The organism is Gordonia sp. DT219 (genome assembly GCF_049847065.1).
In the GTDB taxonomy this organism is placed as follows: Bacteria; Actinomycetota; Actinomycetes; order Mycobacteriales; family Mycobacteriaceae; genus Gordonia.
The window spans coordinates 39,595-56,263 of record NZ_JBNCNR010000022.1 but is presented as its reverse complement, the minus strand read 5'-3'; the positions used below and the strand labels follow the sequence as shown (position 1 = coordinate 56,263).

16 protein-coding genes are annotated in these 16,669 nt (G+C 67.7%); 12 read left to right on the top strand and 4 right to left on the bottom strand.

Annotated elements, in window-relative coordinates; all coding sequences use genetic code 11:
• The first annotated feature begins 484 nt into the window (after window positions 1–484).
• From ACPXB3_RS18835 to ACPXB3_RS18825, 3 genes are all read left to right on the top strand, one after another.
• Window positions 485–775 (top strand): type VII secretion target, encoded by a 291-nt coding sequence (locus ACPXB3_RS18835; protein WP_425729009.1) that lies wholly within the window; start codon window positions 485–487, stop codon window positions 773–775.
• A 122-nt stretch (window positions 776–897) separates the two neighbouring features.
• The gene (locus ACPXB3_RS18830; protein WP_425704258.1) at window positions 898–2,166 is read left to right on the top strand and encodes a hypothetical protein; all 1,269 of its coding nucleotides are present in this window, start codon (window positions 898–900) and stop codon (window positions 2,164–2,166) included.
• Entirely contained in the window at window positions 2,157–2,966 is an 810-nt protein-coding gene (locus ACPXB3_RS18825) for a hypothetical protein (RefSeq protein ID WP_425704259.1), read from the top strand. The genes ACPXB3_RS18830 and ACPXB3_RS18825 overlap by 10 nt, the downstream gene beginning before the upstream one ends.
• A gap of 60 nt (window positions 2,967–3,026) precedes the next feature.
• Here ACPXB3_RS18825 and ACPXB3_RS18820 read toward each other — a convergent pair whose 3' ends face one another.
• Window positions 3,027–4,448, bottom strand: coding sequence for an amidase (locus ACPXB3_RS18820; RefSeq protein ID WP_425704260.1), 1,422 nt, complete (start codon window positions 4,446–4,448; stop codon window positions 3,027–3,029).
• 45 nt (window positions 4,449–4,493) lie between these two features.
• Window positions 4,494–5,120 carry a TetR/AcrR family transcriptional regulator C-terminal ligand-binding domain-containing protein gene (locus ACPXB3_RS18815; RefSeq protein WP_425704261.1) on the bottom strand — a complete coding sequence of 209 codons (627 nt, stop codon included), beginning with the start codon at window positions 5,118–5,120 and terminating at the stop codon, window positions 4,494–4,496.
• 88 nt (window positions 5,121–5,208) lie between these two features.
• Here ACPXB3_RS18815 and ACPXB3_RS18810 point away from each other — a divergent pair, with 88 nt between their 5' ends.
• The 5 genes from ACPXB3_RS18810 to ACPXB3_RS18790 all read left to right on the top strand — a co-directional run bounded on the left by ACPXB3_RS18810 (window position 5,209) and on the right by ACPXB3_RS18790 (window position 9,952).
• Window positions 5,209–6,486 carry an MFS transporter gene (locus ACPXB3_RS18810; protein ID WP_425729007.1) on the top strand — a complete coding sequence of 426 codons (1,278 nt, stop codon included), beginning with the start codon at window positions 5,209–5,211 and terminating at the stop codon, window positions 6,484–6,486.
• Between the two features lie 50 nt (window positions 6,487–6,536).
• Window positions 6,537–7,736, top strand: a complete 1,200-nt coding sequence (locus ACPXB3_RS18805; RefSeq protein ID WP_425729005.1) for an acyl-CoA dehydrogenase family protein — start codon at window positions 6,537–6,539, stop codon at window positions 7,734–7,736.
• A 48-nt stretch (window positions 7,737–7,784) separates the two neighbouring features.
• Window positions 7,785–8,897, top strand: a complete 1,113-nt coding sequence (locus ACPXB3_RS18800; protein ID WP_425704264.1) for an acyl-CoA dehydrogenase family protein — start codon at window positions 7,785–7,787, stop codon at window positions 8,895–8,897.
• A 29-nt stretch (window positions 8,898–8,926) separates the two neighbouring features.
• Window positions 8,927–9,358: a DUF350 domain-containing protein gene (locus ACPXB3_RS18795; RefSeq protein WP_425704265.1), complete on the top strand. Its 432-nt coding sequence runs from the start codon at window positions 8,927–8,929 to the stop codon at window positions 9,356–9,358.
• A gap of 105 nt (window positions 9,359–9,463) precedes the next feature.
• Complete coding sequence (locus ACPXB3_RS18790; RefSeq protein WP_425704266.1) at window positions 9,464–9,952, top strand: SRPBCC family protein; 489 nt, start codon at window positions 9,464–9,466, stop codon at window positions 9,950–9,952.
• A 21-nt stretch (window positions 9,953–9,973) separates the two neighbouring features.
• Here the strand turns inward: ACPXB3_RS18790 and ACPXB3_RS18785 are convergent, their stop codons facing one another.
• Entirely contained in the window at window positions 9,974–10,771 is a 798-nt protein-coding gene (locus ACPXB3_RS18785) for an HAD-IIA family hydrolase (protein ID WP_425704267.1), read from the bottom strand.
• A gap of 81 nt (window positions 10,772–10,852) precedes the next feature.
• On the opposite strand from ACPXB3_RS18785, the gene glp reads away from it, so the two are divergent.
• The 4 genes from glp (at window position 10,853) to ACPXB3_RS18765 (ending at window position 16,207) form a co-directional block, all read left to right on the top strand.
• The gene (gene glp / locus ACPXB3_RS18780) at window positions 10,853–12,109 is read left to right on the top strand and encodes a gephyrin-like molybdotransferase Glp (RefSeq protein ID WP_425704268.1); all 1,257 of its coding nucleotides are present in this window, start codon (window positions 10,853–10,855) and stop codon (window positions 12,107–12,109) included.
• 89 nt (window positions 12,110–12,198) lie between these two features.
• Window positions 12,199–12,957 carry a phosphatidylserine decarboxylase gene (locus ACPXB3_RS18775; protein WP_425704269.1) on the top strand — a complete coding sequence of 253 codons (759 nt, stop codon included), beginning with the start codon at window positions 12,199–12,201 and terminating at the stop codon, window positions 12,955–12,957.
• Window positions 12,954–13,964, top strand: coding sequence for a CDP-alcohol phosphatidyltransferase family protein (locus tag ACPXB3_RS18770; protein WP_425729003.1), 1,011 nt, complete (start codon window positions 12,954–12,956; stop codon window positions 13,962–13,964). Before ACPXB3_RS18775 ends, ACPXB3_RS18770 begins: the two co-directional genes overlap by 4 nt.
• Window positions 13,961–16,207 carry an AAA family ATPase gene (locus ACPXB3_RS18765; protein ID WP_425729001.1) on the top strand — a complete coding sequence of 749 codons (2,247 nt, stop codon included), beginning with the start codon at window positions 13,961–13,963 and terminating at the stop codon, window positions 16,205–16,207. The genes ACPXB3_RS18770 and ACPXB3_RS18765 overlap by 4 nt, the downstream gene beginning before the upstream one ends.
• Window positions 16,208–16,229: 22 nt before the next feature.
• Here the strand turns inward: ACPXB3_RS18765 and ACPXB3_RS18760 are convergent, their stop codons facing one another.
• Window positions 16,230–16,646: a hypothetical protein gene (locus tag ACPXB3_RS18760; protein ID WP_425704272.1), complete on the bottom strand. Its 417-nt coding sequence runs from the start codon at window positions 16,644–16,646 to the stop codon at window positions 16,230–16,232.
• Between the last annotated feature and the right edge of the window lie 23 nt (window positions 16,647–16,669).

The window sequence follows — 16,669 nt, the reverse complement described above, 5'->3', positions numbered from 1 at the left end:
TCCGTCGCCGACATCGACCCCACCACACGCACATCAGCCTCAGCATCGACAAACGAGAACATCGACACCTCCCCCTCTGTACGTCCGGCCGATAGCCTTGTGCCACCGCCTGTTCCAGATGACCGGCCACACTGTGAAGCCGACCCCGAACCGATGACAACAGACTATCGGAGGCCACCGACAAAAACGGTCCCCTCACCGAGCTGCGAGCGAAAGGAAGAACGCGATTCAACCGCCCGATCGGCTCATCCCGTCACCAGTGCCGGAAAGGCTGCCGATCGTGTGCTGGTCGCTTTCGACCTGCCGGGCGCCCACCCGCTGTCGAGGTCACCGACTTGGCCCAGCCACATCCTGCACCCCAATCGCAACCCGAACGCCGTCCACCATCGACTCTCGGCTACTGTTGCTTCGCGGGCATGCCGCCGCCACCGGGTTCGGCCTCCGCGCTGCTGAAGGTTCACGGGAATTCAAAGGGGGATGGCTGGTGCAAGTTGATCCGCAGTTGCTTCGGGAGTTTGCTCAACAGACATCTCAAACCGCGAGTTCGATCAGATCTAGTACCCTCGCCGGCGTCATCGTTGAAGCGTTTTCGGGAATGCCCGGGTCGACTAGCGCGTGGGCCTCGCACGAGGTCGACTCATTTGCGGGAGACCGCACCGAGCGTCTGGCGAGCGGCTACGACGGCCTTGCGGTTTCCGCGCGCGGCAGCGCCAACAACTACGAAGTCGCGGAAGCTGATTTCACCGCAGCTATCAAGCGCAGCTTCCCCCGATGATTCCGTCGCGTACTCGGTTGGCCGGATGGGATTTCGGATCGATTCTCAGCGGGGCGAGCACTGTGAGGTCGCGTGGCGAGACCATCGAAGAACAAGCCTCGGGGATTACCGCGCGGTGTTCGATGATGACCGCCCTCGGGAATTGGGACGGTGTCGCCCACGACGCCGCGGTGTTGGCGTTTGAAAGAGCCAAGAAGTCGTCGATCGCTGCCGCCACCCTGGCCGACGACCTATCCACAGCAATGACGAACGGCTTTTGGGCCCTGAGTTCGGCCAAGCAGTTGCTGATGTCCAAAGCCGAAGAGATCGAATCGGGTTCGTTCAACGTGCTCGACAGTTGGGTCGTGACAATCAAGCCCCAAGAACTGGACGCCGACGGGGCGCGCGATCTGGTCGCAGAGCGAGTTCAGAAGCAGATCGAGATCAACCAATTCGTCATCACCATGGGGCAGGCCGACTACTCGACAGCGGCCGGTATCACCGCAGCGGCACGCTCTGCGGGTGCAGACGTGAACTCGGGGCAGTTGGTGCCGACACTTGCGGGGCTACTCAGCGGGCGTGGTGGTATGCCTGAGGACGACGTACCCAATCCAGCGGACCCGATGGGGCTCAGAAAACAACTTGCCATCGCAGCTGCGGATGCCGCATCCACCGTGGCCCGTGAGTCCACCGGAACAAACGCCAAGGGCGAACCCACCAAGACTCTGTACATGCAAGATGGCAGCAAGAAGGTTTACACCGAAACGAAGAGACTGAACTACGGCAGGAACTACCCGGTGTTGAGGGAGGAGATATTTGATCCAGCCGGGACGCTGGTTACCAGAACCGAGACGACTGCGTGGGGCAAGGATCCCAACGGGGACAAGATCACGACGACCTATCTCGCCGGTACCGGCAACAAAGTTGTAACTTGGACAAAGCCGGACGGGACAGTGATCAAAACCGAACTCTATGACCCGAGTGGACGTCCGCTGGCGAAGGCCGACGTTCCCGACGGTTCATTCTTCACGCACCCAGCCGCAACATTGGCTGGTGGAGCACTAACAGCAGGCGACAGCTACTTCAACGGCGCCGCGGATAAGACTCCCGCGGCGCTGACGAAGAGTTATTTCCAGAATGCAGGCGCAGGCGCGAGACTCGGCGGGGTCGGTCTAGCAACTGGTATGGCGATATACGACGTCATCACAGCTGACAGTCCTCGCGACAAGTGTATTGCGGCGTGGTCAGGCGCGGCCGGAACGGTCGGCGGTGTTGCGACGGGAGCCTTAATCGCCCCACCAGGCGCGGTGACCGGGCCTGTCGACGCTGCTCTCGTCACCGGTGGTGCCGCCTTCGGATCATGGGTGTTCGGCTGGATGGGGAAAGAGATCGGAGAGGCTGTTTGCGATTGATCACCGACGCGTGGAACCGACTGCCGAGCCGACGACGGTTGTGGCCCCTCACCGCTCTCGCCGTCTTCATCACCGGATTGTGGTCCTGGCAAGGAGTCGTTGCGGCGCTGGAGGGCCGCTGGCTGTATGTGTTGTTCTATGTGCCCGGCGCCATCGCCTGGTTGAGTGCCTGGTACCCCGCTTATGAAGTCTACCGGCATCGCGGCGCCGACTACGGATCTGACAGAAACACCGTTGCCCGCACCAACGACGGAATCGCCTTTCGTCAGTCTCGGCGCATTCATGTCCTGACCGCGGTCAGCATCTTCACGATCGTGCTCGCCTGCGCGGTGTTCGCGGTCGGCACGTGGACAGATCGGCTGAGCTTCCCGATGAGTCGTTCGCAGGAGGCTGTCTTCGGCGTCCTGGCAGCCATCCTCGCGGTCTGGTACACGGTCACCGGCATCTGGTTCCTTCTCGGATGGGCGCGATTTCCCACCGTCGAGTGCACGCCGACGGCCATCAGATCGCGCCGATTTCTTTCGTCACAGCAGATCTCGTGGGATGAGGTCGTCGGGGTCAGTGCGGTCGCCGACAGCAAGAATGCCAGCATTCACCTGTTGACGTCCGAGAACGACGTCCCCCATCACTGGTTCGGGCCGGCATTGCCGCGGGCCAAGAGTGGGCCGTTCATCTGTCCCGCAGACCTTCTCGGCGTCGGCACCATCCGACTACTGGAGTTCCTCGACCACTACTCGATCGATCCAGACGCCCGATCCGAACTCGCCGACGGACGAGCAATTGACCGAGCGCTGACATGATCGGCAGTCCCGTGGAATCTGCAGTGTTTGATCGCGGTTTCCGCGACTAAAGGCTGCAGATCACTCCGAGCCGGCGTCCTGGATCCTGGCGAAGGGCCTTGCGGCCTCGAGTTCGTAGGAGAGTTCGAGGAGAGTGCGTTCGTCACCGAGGTCGGTGGTGAAATGTATGCCGATCGGCAGCCCCGTCGACGTCTGCGCGAGCGGCAGGCTGATGCCGGGTGCGCCGGAGGTGTTGTTGGCCGGGGTGAACGCGATGTAGCGGGTCAGGCGATCCAGGATGACGTCGAAATCGGCTGCGGGATCGAGATATCCGATCTTCGGGGTGGTGTGCGCCAGGGTCGGCGAGAGCACCGCGTCGAAGCGGTCGAAGACCTCGTGGAAGCGGTCGGTCGAACGGCGAAGCCCACGGATCGCCGCCGGGGTGCGCCACATCCGCCGCATGTATCGCCGGGACAGTCCTCGGGTGAACGGGTCGAGCTTGCTGCGGTCGTAGCCCTTGCCGATCGTCCGTTTGCCGAGGCGATCCAGGGAGAACGCCAGCATCCCCCAGTAGTCGATGAACTGGTCGACGTAGGACCTGTCGACCGGGATGGGGATGAATTCGGTTCGGTGGCCGAGACTTTCGAGCAGTTCGGCGGTCGCCGTCAATCCCGCCTGGGTGTCGTCGTCGAGCAGCTGACCGGTGAGCGGCTCGGTGAGCATGGCGATGCGCAGGCGTCGGTCGGAAGGTCCCTCGACCAGACCGACGGGCGCGAGTCCCGGTGCGGCATGGTACTTTTCGGCGCCGGCGAGGAAGCTCGCGGTATCGCGAACACTACGGGTGACGACGCCATTGGTGATGAGGTCGATCGGCATCGCCCTGGCCTGCGCCGACTGTACGACGCGGTCACGCGTGAGCTTGAGACCGACGAGTCCGCACGCGGCGGCGGGAATGCGGACAGAACCGCCACCGTCGTTGGCGTGGGCGATCGGCAGCGCCCCGGACGCGACGAGTACCGCCGACCCGCCGGAGGACGCACCGCACGAGTAGTCGGTGTCCCAGGGATTGCGGGTGGGATCGCGATCGACGAACTCCGTCGTCGCGGTCAGCCCGAACGGCGGCAGCGTGGACGCGCCGACGATGTTCACCCCCGTCGACAGCAACTGATCGGTGAACGGTTCGTTCGATCTGGCCGTCCGCACCGGTACCGCCGCCGACCCGTACGTCGTCGGGATGCCGGCCATCCGGGTGTTGTTCTTGATGATCGACGGCACGCCGGTGAACACGCCGACCGGAAAGTCGTCGTCCACGGCCCGCTTGCGCGCCCGCTCCCGATCGTCGATGGCGACGCCGTTGAGCGCCGGGTTCACCTGGTCGATCCGCGACAGCGCCGCATCGACGGCTTCGGCGGCCGAGATCTCGCCGGCGTCGATCGCGGCGGCCACGCCGACCGCGTCCAAATCTCCCAGAGCGTCATCACCGAACGCATGCACATGCCTCATGCGCCACAACCCTAGCCGCCACGGGTGAACTCCGATGATGATGCCCTATGTGCTCGGCATCATCGCCATGACATCGTCGGCCAGGCGCGCGGCGAAGACGTCGTCGATGCGCTTGCCGAACACCGCATGGTGATAGAGCGGCGCGATGATGTGGTCGAGGATCTGCTCGACGGTCGGCGTCTGCTCGTCACGGGCCGCCGCCCGGGCCACCATCTGCTCGGCCTGCCCGCCCCGCACCGCCCAGCACGGGCATTCGTCGACAAGTTCCTCACGCGCGACCACCATCGCGCGCAGGTAGGAGCGCCGTTTGGGCCGACCGATGTCGGCGGCGATGATCTGTGCCCACTCGGTGAGGTCGCCACGCAGGTCACCGGTATCGGGAAGGTCCTCGCCCCGGGTGAGAGCGGCGACGGCGACCTCCTCGACCAGCGTGGTGATCGAACCCCACCGCCGGTAGATGCTGCTCGGATTGACCCCGGCGAGCTCGGCGACCTGCGGGATCGTCATGGTCTCGCGCTCCCCGCGGCCGACGAGTTGCCCGACCGCGCTGTAGACGGCCTGCTGCACCCGCGCGCTGCGGCCCCCGGGACGTCGGGCGTGCTGTCTTTCCGCGGCCTCGGACGTCGTCGCCGACCCCGTCACCTCGGCCTTCGGGTCTGTCGCCACACTCATGGACTCAATTATTGCAAAATACGTTGCTTTAGGTGGGCGGTCGGGCTACGTTCAACTAAACGCAAACCAATTTGCTTTTGGAGGTTCGATGTCACATCTGCATCCACACCGCGCGTTCTGGATCGTCGCCGCGACCGTCGTCATGGTCCTGTTCGCCTCGGCCGCACCGTCACCGCTGTACCCTGTGTATCAACAGCTCTGGGGCTTCTCGTCGTTCACGCTGACCGGCGTCTTCGCCATCTATGTGGTGACGATGCTGGTCAGCCTGTTGTCGGTGGGCTCGCTCTCCGACCACATCGGCCGACGTCCCGTGCTGGCCGTGGCACTCGTCCTACTCATCGCCAGCATGATCCTGTTCCTCGCCGCCGACGGTGTCGGCGTGCTGATGGCGGCCCGCGCGTTGCAGGGACTGGCCACCGGCGCGGCCATCGGAACCCTGACCGCAACGGTCGTCGACATGGCGCCCAACCCCCGCCTGGGGTCGGCGATCACCGGCGCGGGACCGACGATCGGACTCGCCGGCGGCGTCGTGGTGGCCGGAGTCCTGGTCCAGTACGCACCCGCCCCACGCTTCCTCGTCTACGAGATCGTCCTGACGCTATATGCAGTCCTGCTCGTCGCCCTGCTGATCATCCCGGAAACCTCGGAGCGGCAAGGGTTCTCCTCCCGCCGGCACCTGCTGCGCACGCTGGCCCCGCAGGCATCGGTGCCCGCGGAGGTACGGCGCCCGTTCTGGGCGGCGGTCCCCGCGTTCATCGCCACCTGGTCACTCGGCGGGCTGTACCTCTCGCTCGGCTCATCGGTGGTCGCGCGGGTCTTCGGTGTCACCAACCATGCCGAGGCGGGTCTGCTGCTGTTCAGCTTCTTCGCCTCGGGCGGACTCACCTCGTTGCTGATCACCTCACGCACCGTGGACACCAAACTCGCCATCGGATATCCGGCGCTGGCCGGTGGCGTGATCGTCTCGCTGGTCGGCATTCTCGCGGAGTCGCTACCGCTCTACGTGGTGGGATCGCTGATCGCGGGCGTGGGTTTTGCCGCGCTCTTCCTCGGCGGCCTCGATTCGGTCAGCGCAAAGACGCCGGCACCCCAGCGCGGACAGGTCTTCTCCGCGGTGTTCATCGTCAGCTATCTGGCGTTGAGCGTGCCGGCCGTGATCGCGGGCATCATGGTCAGCCACATGGGTTTACGTGCGACGATCATCGCGTACGTGGTGTATGTGCTGACGGTGACCGTCGTCGGCGCGCTGATCGGCATCGGGTTCGGGCGACGTCGGCATGGCAGCGCCGCCGTCGCCGCACCGGCCGCGATCGTCGCCGCACCGACCCCGGCCGCGGCCACCTGCGCCGCCGGCGAGCGCGGCTGATACCTGCACACGGGTTTGCGACCGCGATCCGGCAGGGTATTAAGGTAGGCATGCACCTGAAATTCAGTTCAAGTGAAGAAGCTTTCCGAGACGAACTCCGGACATTTTTCACCACCCAGATCCCCAAGGATCTCCGGGAACGCGAGGCCGCAGGCAAGCTCGACTACCCCGACGACATCGTCACCCTCGCCCAGATCATGAACTCGGCGGGCTACGCGGTACCGCATTGGCCGACCGAATGGGGCGGCAAGGACTGGTCTCCCATCCAGAGCCACATCTACCGCGAGGAGATGAGTCTGGCATCGGTACCGGAGCTGCTGCCGTTCAACATCAGCATGATCGGACCGGTGATCGCCCAGTTCGGCTCGCAGGAACTCAAGGAGCGCTTCCTGCCCAAGACCGCCAACCTCGACATCTGGTGGTGCCAGGGCTTTTCCGAGCCCGAGGCCGGCTCCGACCTCGCCTCGCTCAAGACCCGCGCGGTCCGCGACGGCGACCACTACATCGTCAACGGCCAGAAGACCTGGACCACCCTCGGTCAGTTCGCCGATTGGATCTTCTGCCTGTGCCGCACCGACCCCGACGTCAAGAAGCAGGCCGGCATCTCGATGCTGCTGTTCCCGATGGACACCCCCGGCGTCGAGTTGCGTCCGATCCAGCTGATCGATGGCGGCTACGAGGTCAACGAAGTGTTCTTCGACAACGTCCGCGTGCCGGTGGAGAACCTCGTCGGCGAGGAGAACCAGGGGTGGACGCAGGCGAAGTTCCTGCTGGGCAATGAGCGCAGCGGCATCGCGCGCATCGGCTACACCAAGAAGAAGCTCGCCCGCGCCAAGGAACTGGCCCGCGAGGTCACCTCCGCCGACGGCAACCCGCTGATCGCGGATCCGCTGCTCGCGGCACGTCTGGCCGAACTCGAGAACGAGATCCTCGCCCTCGAACTGACCCAGCTCCGCGTGGTCGCGTCGTCGGCCGACGGCAAGCCCAATCCCGCGTCGTCGCTACTCAAGCTGCGCGGCAGCCAGCTACAGCAGGACGCGATGGAGTTGCTCGCCGACATCGCCGGACCCGATTCCCTGCCCGTCGCCGCACTCGACCCGGCAGCGCCCAACGGTTCGGCCGACATCCTCGCGCCGGAGTGGGCGCAACTGAGCGTGCCCACCTACCTGAACTACCGCAAGGTGACCATCTACGGCGGCTCGTCGGAGGTCCAGCGTCAGATCATCGACAAGGCCGTGCTCGGCCTGTAGGCCGTCCCCGCAGACCACGCCATACCTCCGAACCACCGAGGAACCCACATGGATTTCGAACTGTCCGAAGAACAAGAGATGTTGCGCGACACCGTGCGCGACGTGCTGAGCAAGACCTACGACGTGGAGACACTGCGCAAGGTCACCGACACCGAGCTCGGCTGGAGCCGCGATGTCTGGAAGTCGTTGGCCGACATCGGCATCCTGGGACTGACCATCCCAGAGGAAGACGGTGGCGCGGGTGCCGGCCCCGTCGAATTCGCCTCCGTCATGGGCGAGATCGGCCGGGCCCTGGCACCCGAGCCCTACCTGGACTCGGCCCTCGTACCGAGCTCGCTGCTCGTCGCGACCGCCGAAGGCGAACTGCGCGAAGAACTTCTGGGCGGCCTGGTCGGCGGTGAACTGCTGTTCGCCTTCGCCCATCAGGAGTCAGGCGACCGCTGGCCGGTCACCGCCGTCGGCGCCACCGTCACCGACGGCACGCTGACCGGAACCAAAACGCTTGTTCCACACGGTGATTGCGCTGACAAGTTGATCGTGTCGGCACGCGCGGACGGCGAGCTGGGCCTGTACCTCGTCGACGCCGGCGCCGACGGCGTCACCCGCACCGCCTACCGCACCCATGATCGTCGACGCGGCGCGCAGATCGTGTTCGCCGACGCCCCGGCCACCCGGCTCGGTTCGGGTGATGCGAGCACGATCATCGCCGACGCCGAGATCGGCATCCAGACCGCGTTGTGCGCCGAGGCCGTCGGCGCGATGGAACGCGCACTCGATCTGACAGTCGACTATCTCAAGACCCGCAAGCAGTTCGGCGTGACGCTGGCGACCTTCCAGGCCCTCACCCACCGGGCCGCCGACATGTACACGCAACTCGAACTGGCCCGCTCGATGAGCCTGTACGCGAGTACCGCGCTGGCCGACGGCATCGTCGACCCGATCATCGCCTCCCGCGCCAAGCTGCAGATCTGCCGCTCCGGCCGCCACATCGGACAGGAGGCCATCCAGATGCACGGCGGTATCGGCATGACCGCCGAATATCCGGTCGGCCACTACACCAGCCGGCTCACCGCGATCGGCCACACCCTCGGCGACGCGAACGACCACCTGCAGAAGCTGTCGAAGAACGTCAACTCCTACGATCTGGTCGGCCTCGCCTGAGGCACCTTGGCACGACGGGAGTGGTTCGAGTGGAGATCTTGCGGGACAACCTGGCACACGGCGCGTCGTACTCCCTGGTGGGAATCGTCTTGCTGATCATCGGATTTCTCGCTCTCGATCTGGTGACGCCCGGCCGGCTGCGGCAACTCGTCTGGGTCGAGCACAACCGCAACGCGACGATCCTGACCGTCTCGATGGTGATCGGGCTGGCCGTGGTGATGGTGGGCTCGGTGATCGAGACCGCCGACCTCGAACTCTGGCGCGGCCTCGTCTACACCATCGTCTACGTCGTGGTGACCATCGCGGTGATGATGTGGTCGTTCGTCCTGATCGACTGGCTGACGCCCGGCAAACTCGGCAGCCTGCTGCTCGAAGACGGCGACGGACACCCGGCAGCATGGGTGAGCGCCGCCGTCTTCGTCGGCATCGGTGCGGTGATCGGCGCGGTCCTGCTGGCCTGACGAATCGACTTATTGACGGTTGCTCAATAGGTGTCCTACTGTCCCGGGGTGGACGGCGAGCGGCCGTCCGGCCGGCACCGACACCGACGCAGGGGGAACGCACCCATGACCACACCACTCATCGAAGAATCCATCGACATCGACGCCACACCGGAGCAGGTGTGGCGGGTGATCGCCGACCTCAAGCGGATGGGCGAATGGAGCCCGCAGTGCAAGAAGATGATCGTGCGCGGACCGGTCGGTCTGGGCACCAAGACCATCAACATCAACCGGCGCGGACCACTCGTGTGGCCGACCACCGCGAAGGTCGTACGCTTTGCGCCCAACCAGGAGCTCGGCTTCCGCGTCACCGAGAACCACACCGTGTGGAGCTACACCATCACGCCGAAGAACCCTGGCACCCCGAAGAACCCTGGCACCGCGACGGGTTCGGGCGTCGTTGTGACCGAGCGTCGTGAGGTCCCCGGGAGCACCACCGCCGTGTCGAGGGTGCTGATCGACAAGCTGCTCGGCGGTACCGAGAGCTTCGAGGCGGAACTCAAGGTGGGGATGGCCGAGACCCTCGGCAAGATCAAGCGGGCCGCCGAGGCCTGAGCCACGAAGCCTCCCAGGCGGTCAGCCCTCGAGTTGTTCGAGCAGCGCCGGGAGGTCGGCGATGGAGTCGATGACGTGGTCGGGCACCGGCCCGAATTCGTCGCGTTGCAGGGCCACGAGCGCTTCCGGCCGGAATTTGCCGGTGCGGACGAGCACCCCGATCAGTGCGGACGCCTGGGCACCGAGCACGTCGTTGTGCATGTCGTCGCCGACCATCACCACCTGGGTGGGCTCGAGGTTCATGACCTCTACCGCCGCGCGGAAGCCGAGTGGGGACGGTTTGCCGATCGCCCGGATCTTGCGCCCCGACGCCTTCTCGAGGCCCTCGAGGTAGACCCCGGTGTCGATGGACAGGCCCTGTGCCGTCGACCAGATCATCGAGCGGTGCATGGCGACCACCGGCACCCCGTCCATGAGCAGTTCGAGCACCTTCGAGAGGGTGTGATGGGTGAAGACCGGACCCGCGCCGCCGAGCACCACCACCTCGGCGGCGGCGGGATCGTCGGTGATGTCCACCCCCGTCATGTCCTCGGCGATCGGGCCCTCGTTGAGCACCCACGCCCGCTTGCCCGGATAGGTGCGGGCGACGTATTCGGCGGTGAGCTTGGCCGCGGTGAGGATCTCCTCCGGTGCCACCTCGAAGCCGCAGGCATCGAGCGCCTCGGCGATCTCACCGCGTGAGCGGGAGGTCGTGTTGGTCAAGAACATTCGCGCATATCCGCGATCGGCGAGCGTCCGCACCGCCGCGACCGCACCCGGCAGTGCCCGCCACGACGTGACCATCACACCGTCGATGTCCAGCAGCAGCCCGTGCGTCATACCTCAAATCTAGGACCCCGCGGGTGAACATGCCCGTCGGCGGTCGCCGAGCGCGGTGACCGGCGATGGCATGCTGGGCGCATGCGTACGGTCACCGAACACCAGCGCGTCGTCGCGGCACTGTTCCCGGCACCCGAACCGGTCATACTGCCCGTGCCGGCGGCCCTGGGCCGCGTGACCGCCGTCGACATCGCCGCCCCGATCTCACTTCCGGGGTTCGACAACTCGGCGATGGACGGTTTCGCGGTGCGCGCCGCCGACGTCGCCGCGGCGAGTACCGCGCACCCGGTCCGGTTGCCGGTGGCCGCCGACATCCCGGCCGGCCGCGTCGACCCGCCGCCGCTGGCACCACACACCGCCCACCGCATCATGACCGGGGCGCCGATGCCGCGCGGCGCCGACGCGGTGGTGCCCGTCGAACTCACCACGTCGACCTTCATGACCTCGACGTTCACCGACTCCGGCGATGTCGTGGGCACCGAGGTGACGATCACCGCCGCGGTGCCGCCGGGCAAACATCTGCGCCCGGCCGGTTCCGACATCGTCGCCGGCGAGCCCGCACTGCCCGCGGGCAGCGAGCTCGGTGCACCACAGATCGGGCTGCTGTGCAGTCTGGGACTGTCGCAGGTGAGCGTGCTGCGCACGATGCGGGTGGCCGTGCTCTCCACCGGCTCCGAGCTCGTAGCACCTGGAATGCCGTTGCGGCACGGGCAGATCCACGAATCCAACGGGGCGATGCTGACCGCCTCGGCGATCGAGGCGGGCGCGAGTGCGACCCACGTGCACTTCGTCCCCGACGACACCACCCAATTCCGGCATCGGCTCGACGAGATCGCCGCGGACGCCGATCTGATCATCACCTCCGGCGGCGTGAGTGCCGGCGCCTTCGAGGTCGTCAAGGAGGCGCTGGGGATGACCGGCGGCGTGGAATTCGTCAAGGTCGCGATGCAGCCCGGAATGCCGCAGGGCTGCGGGCATTACCGCGCGCCGAACGGTCGCACGGTGCCGATCGTGACGCTGCCCGGCAACCCGGTCAGCTCACTGGTGTCCTTCGAGGTGTTCATCCGCGATCCGCTGCGCGCGGCGATGGGGCTGCGGCGCCGACGCGAGCGGCTGCGCGCACGGTTGCACACCGATCTCACCTCTCCTGCGGGCAAACGCCAGTTCCAGCGCGCGATCTTCCTACCGGACCCGCACGGCCCGCGGGTCACCACGGTGGGGCCGCCCGCGTCACATCATCTGAGCAATCTCGCCCGCGCCGAGGCCCTGGTCGACATCCCCGCCGAGACGGTGCGCCTCACGGCCGGCGACGAGGTCGACGTCATACGCCTGCGATGACCGTGCGGCCCAGATGGGCCGTGCACCCCGCCCGCTAAGCTGTACGGACGCGGCAACCGGCCGCACTGACGACGTCGGAGAGGAAGACTGTGGCGAGGCGCCCGCGCGAGGACGCACCAGACGGACCTTCTCCGGCACTGTCCCCGGCACATCTGGTCGCCCTGGCCCGCGAGACCATCCCCCCGGTGCACCCGGCGGGCGTGCCGTTCGTCGCGGCCGCATCCGCGGTTGCTCTTCTCGGCCGTCATCACCGGTGGATCCGGACGCCGGCCGCACTCACCGCGGGCGCCTGCGCGGCATTTTTCCGGCATCCCGCCCGGGTGGCCCCGACCGATCCGCACGCCGTGGCCGCCCCCGCCGACGGCACCGTCAGCCTCCTCGACGAGGCCGTCCCGCCCGCCGAGTCCGGACTCGGCGACGCGCCCCGGCCGCGGGTGTCGGTGTTCTTGTCGCTGTTCGACGTCCACGTGCAGCGCGTACCGATCGCGGGCACCGTCACCTCGGTCACCCATACGCCGGGACGGTTCGTCTCCGCCGATCTGCCCGATGCCAGCGACGTCAACGAGCGCACGACGATGACCATCCACACCACCGCAGGCACGGACCTCGCGGTCGTGCAGATCGCCGGCCTGCTGGCGCGGCGCATCGTATGCCACCCACGCGTCGGCGACGAACTCTCGGTCGGCGACACCTATGGCCTGATCCGGTTCGGGTCCCGCGTCGACGTCTACCTGCCGCCCGGCACCACGCCACTGGTGCGGCTCGGTCAGCGCACCATCGGGGCCGAGACCACACTCGCCGTCCTCGACGCGGCCGGTGCCCGTACCTCGCCCGCAAACACTCGATGAGTCCACGCGCCGACCGTCCCGCCGCGCCCCGCCGCTTCCCCGCGCGCGTCGCGGGGCGCGGCGGCACCCCGGCCGAACGGTCACGGTTGCGCCGCCAGGCGTCGGCGGGCCGGATGTTCGTGCCCTCGGCGCTGACGATCCTTGCGATCTGCGCCGGTATGACGGCCATCCGAGTCGCCGCCAACGGCAACATCAACGCGGCACTGGCCCTGCTCGTCGCGGCCGCGCTGCTGGACGGGATCGATGGGCGGGTCGCCCGCCTGATGGGCGCCACGACGAAGATCGGCGCCGAGATCGACTCGCTGGCCGACGCCATCAATTTCGGTGTCGCCCCGGCCTTTCTGGTGTATCTGATCCTTCTCGACGGCGCCGACATCGGCTGGCTGATCGCACTGATCTACACGTGCGCGATCGTGTTGCGGCTGGCCCGGTTCAACACCCTGCTCGACGACGATGCCGCCCCGGCCTACACCCGGGACTTCTTCATCGGCGTGCCCGCACCGGCGGCCGCGATCGGGGCGCTGGGTCCCATCGGGTTGCTGCAACAGTTCGGTTCGGGATGGTGGACGTCGCTGCCCGTGGTGTGCGTGTGGTTGATGATCGTCGCCTTCCTCGCCGTCAGCCGGGTGCCCACGGCCTCGTTCAAGGCCGCGAAGGTGTCACCGCGTGCGTTGCCGGGGCTGCTGATCCTGGTGGCCGCCTGCGGCGCACTGCTGCTGACCTTCCCGTATGTGCTGATGGTGATCGGCATCGCCGCTTACGCGCTGCACATTCCCTTTGCGTGGCGCAGCCGCCGCTGGGTGGCGTCGCGGCCCGAACACTGGGACGCACCGCCGCGCGAGCGTCGAGCCGAACGCCGTGCCCTCGCCCGCGAGACCCCCGGGCGGCGCGTCATCCCGCGCGGGCGGCCGGCCATGCGGAAATCGCAGGCGCGACTCGGTCTGCATCGGCCGGCTGCGGCGACGCGACCGACGACACCTCACCACCCGGACAGGCCCGACGCGTGAGCGCCCGGCTGACGCTGACCGCGCGCCTGAATCCGTCGGCCGCCGACGCCCGCCGCGGGATCGTCCGCGTGCATCCCGAAGCGCTGACCGCGCTCGGGCTTCGCGAATGGGATGCGGTGAGCATCACCGGGGCGCGGGCGACCGCAGCGGTCGTCGCGGCCGCATCCGCCGAGTCGTCGACCGGCACGGTGCTGCTCGACGACATCTCGTTCTCCAACGCAGGGGTGCGCGAGAACGCCCAGGTGGTGATCGGCCCGGTGCAGGTCCAGGCCGCCACCCGGGTGCTGGTGACCGGCTCGGCGCTGGCGACCCACGGCGTCGACCCGACGACGCTGCGCCGCGCACTGCTGGGCAAGGTCCTCTCCGACGGGGACACCGTGTCGCTGCTGCCCCGCGACCTCGGCCCCGAATTGACCGCGAGCGAGGCGGTGGGTGCGCTGGCCCGCTCGGTCGGCATCACCTGGACGACGCAACTGCTGACGGTGACCGCGACCGAGCCCGGCTCGCCGGTCAGTGTGCAGCCGAACACCGCGGTCATGTGGGGTGATGGCGTCGGCGCTGCCCTCGCCGACACGAGCGCCCCGGCTCCGACCGCAGCCCAGGGCAGCCGGCCGACAGACGACGGCAGTTATCCGAGCCACGCCGTCGGCACGCGGCCCGTGCGGCCGGTCGCCGAGCTGGTCGGCGTCGACGATCAGGTCGCGAAGCTGACCGAATGGCTCCGGATCACCCTTGACGAACCCGAGGTGCTGCGGACCCTCGGCGCGGCACCCCGACTCGGGGTATTGCTGACCGGACCGCCCGGTGCCGGCAAGGCCACGCTGGTGCGGGCGGTCGCGTCCGGGCGTCCGCTGGCCGTCGTCGACGGACCGACCGCCGGCGCACGGGAGGCCACTGCGCGGTTGCGTTCGATCTCCGATGCCGTCGCCTCGCTGCGGCCGGGTGGCGGTGTCCTGCTGATCACCGATGTCGAGGCGCTGCTGCCGGCCGCCGCCGAGCCGGCCTCGACGCTGATCCTCGACGTCCTGCGTGAGGCCCTCACCGGTGGCCCGGACGGCACCGGCACGATCGCGCTGATCGCCACGACCGCCGAACCCGCAGCCATGGACACCCGGCTGCGGGACCCACAATTGTGTGACCGTGAACTGTCCATCGGGCTGCCCGATGCGGCGCTGCGTGCCCGCCTGCTGGCCGCCATCCTCGCCGGCGTACCCACCGACGGCGACCTCGAACTCTCCGAAATCGCCTCTCGCACACCAGGTTTTGTGGCCGGCGATCTGGCGGCCCTGGCCCGCGAGGCGGCGCTGCGGGCCGCGGCGCGGGTGACCGCGGCGCAGTCACCGGAGTCGGCGCCCGCATTGACCGGAGCCGACCTGCGCGGCGCGGTCGGGGTGATCCGCCCGGTGTCGCGGGCGCAGACGCCGGAGGTGTCACTCGGATCGATCACCCTCGACGACGTCGGCGACATGGTCGAGACCCGGCAAGCCCTCACCGAGGCGGTGCTGTGGCCGCTCGAACATCCCGACACCTTCACCCGTCTCGGGATCGATCCGCCGCGCGGCGTGCTCCTCTACGGCCCGCCCGGTTGTGGCAAGACCTTCGTGGTCCGTGCGCTCGCCGCCTCGGGCCGGTTGTCGGTGCACACCGTCAAAGGTGCCGAGCTGATGGACAAGTGGGTCGGCGCCTCCGAACGCGCGGTCCGCGACCTGTTCGATCGGGCACGCGAATCGGCGCCGTCGCTGATCTTCCTCGACGAGGTCGATGCCCTCGCCCCGCGGCGCGGGCAGTCGTCGGATTCCGGGGTCTCCGATCGGGTGGTGGCCGCACTGCTCACCGAACTCGACGGGGTCGAACCACTATCGGATGTGGTCGTCGTCGGCGCCACCAACCGCCCCGACCTGATCGATCCCGCACTGTTGCGGCCCGGCCGCCTCGAACGACTCGTGTTCGTCGAGCCGCCCGACGCCGCGGCCCGCGCCGCGATCCTGCACACCGCCGGACGCAATGTGCCCCTCGCCGCCGACGTCGACCTCGACGAACTCGCCACCGACCTCGACGGCTACTCGGCCGCCGACTGCGCGGCGTTGCTGCGGGAGGCCGCCTTGTCGGCGATGCGCCGCAACATCGAGGCCGCGACGGTCACCGCCGGCGACGTCACCGACGCGCGCACCCGGGTCCGGCCGTCACTGGACGCGGCTCAGGTGGCGGATCTACGCGCCTACGCGCAACGCCGATCGGACTAGTGACACTCGGACCGGCCGGCGCTCACGTCGAGACGTGATAGAAGACCGAGGTGACGCCGGCCGCGGCCTGTGGGGTGATGCCGAGGGTGACGAAGTACGTCTTGCCGTCCTTGGACGCCGACAATCGGACGACGGCCTGCCCGCCCTCGGTCGTGCGGCCCTCCTCCGTGTAACCCACGTCGGTGAGGGCACGCACCGCCTTGTCGATCGGATTGCCCGCGTTGGCCGGTGCCTGCACCACCACGTTCCACTCGTCCTTCGATCCGTCGCCGGAGATGACCTGCCCGTCGATCATCGGCACCTGTTCCGACGGGAAGTCGGCCGGCACGCCCGCACGCCGCGCGGGGGCGTCGTCGGAACATCCGGAGAGAAGCAGCGTCAGCACGGTGGCGACGATCGCGCAAAGGACCGGCGCCACGACTCTGTCGAACCGGGGCATGACCGCAACGGTAAGGTAGTGAC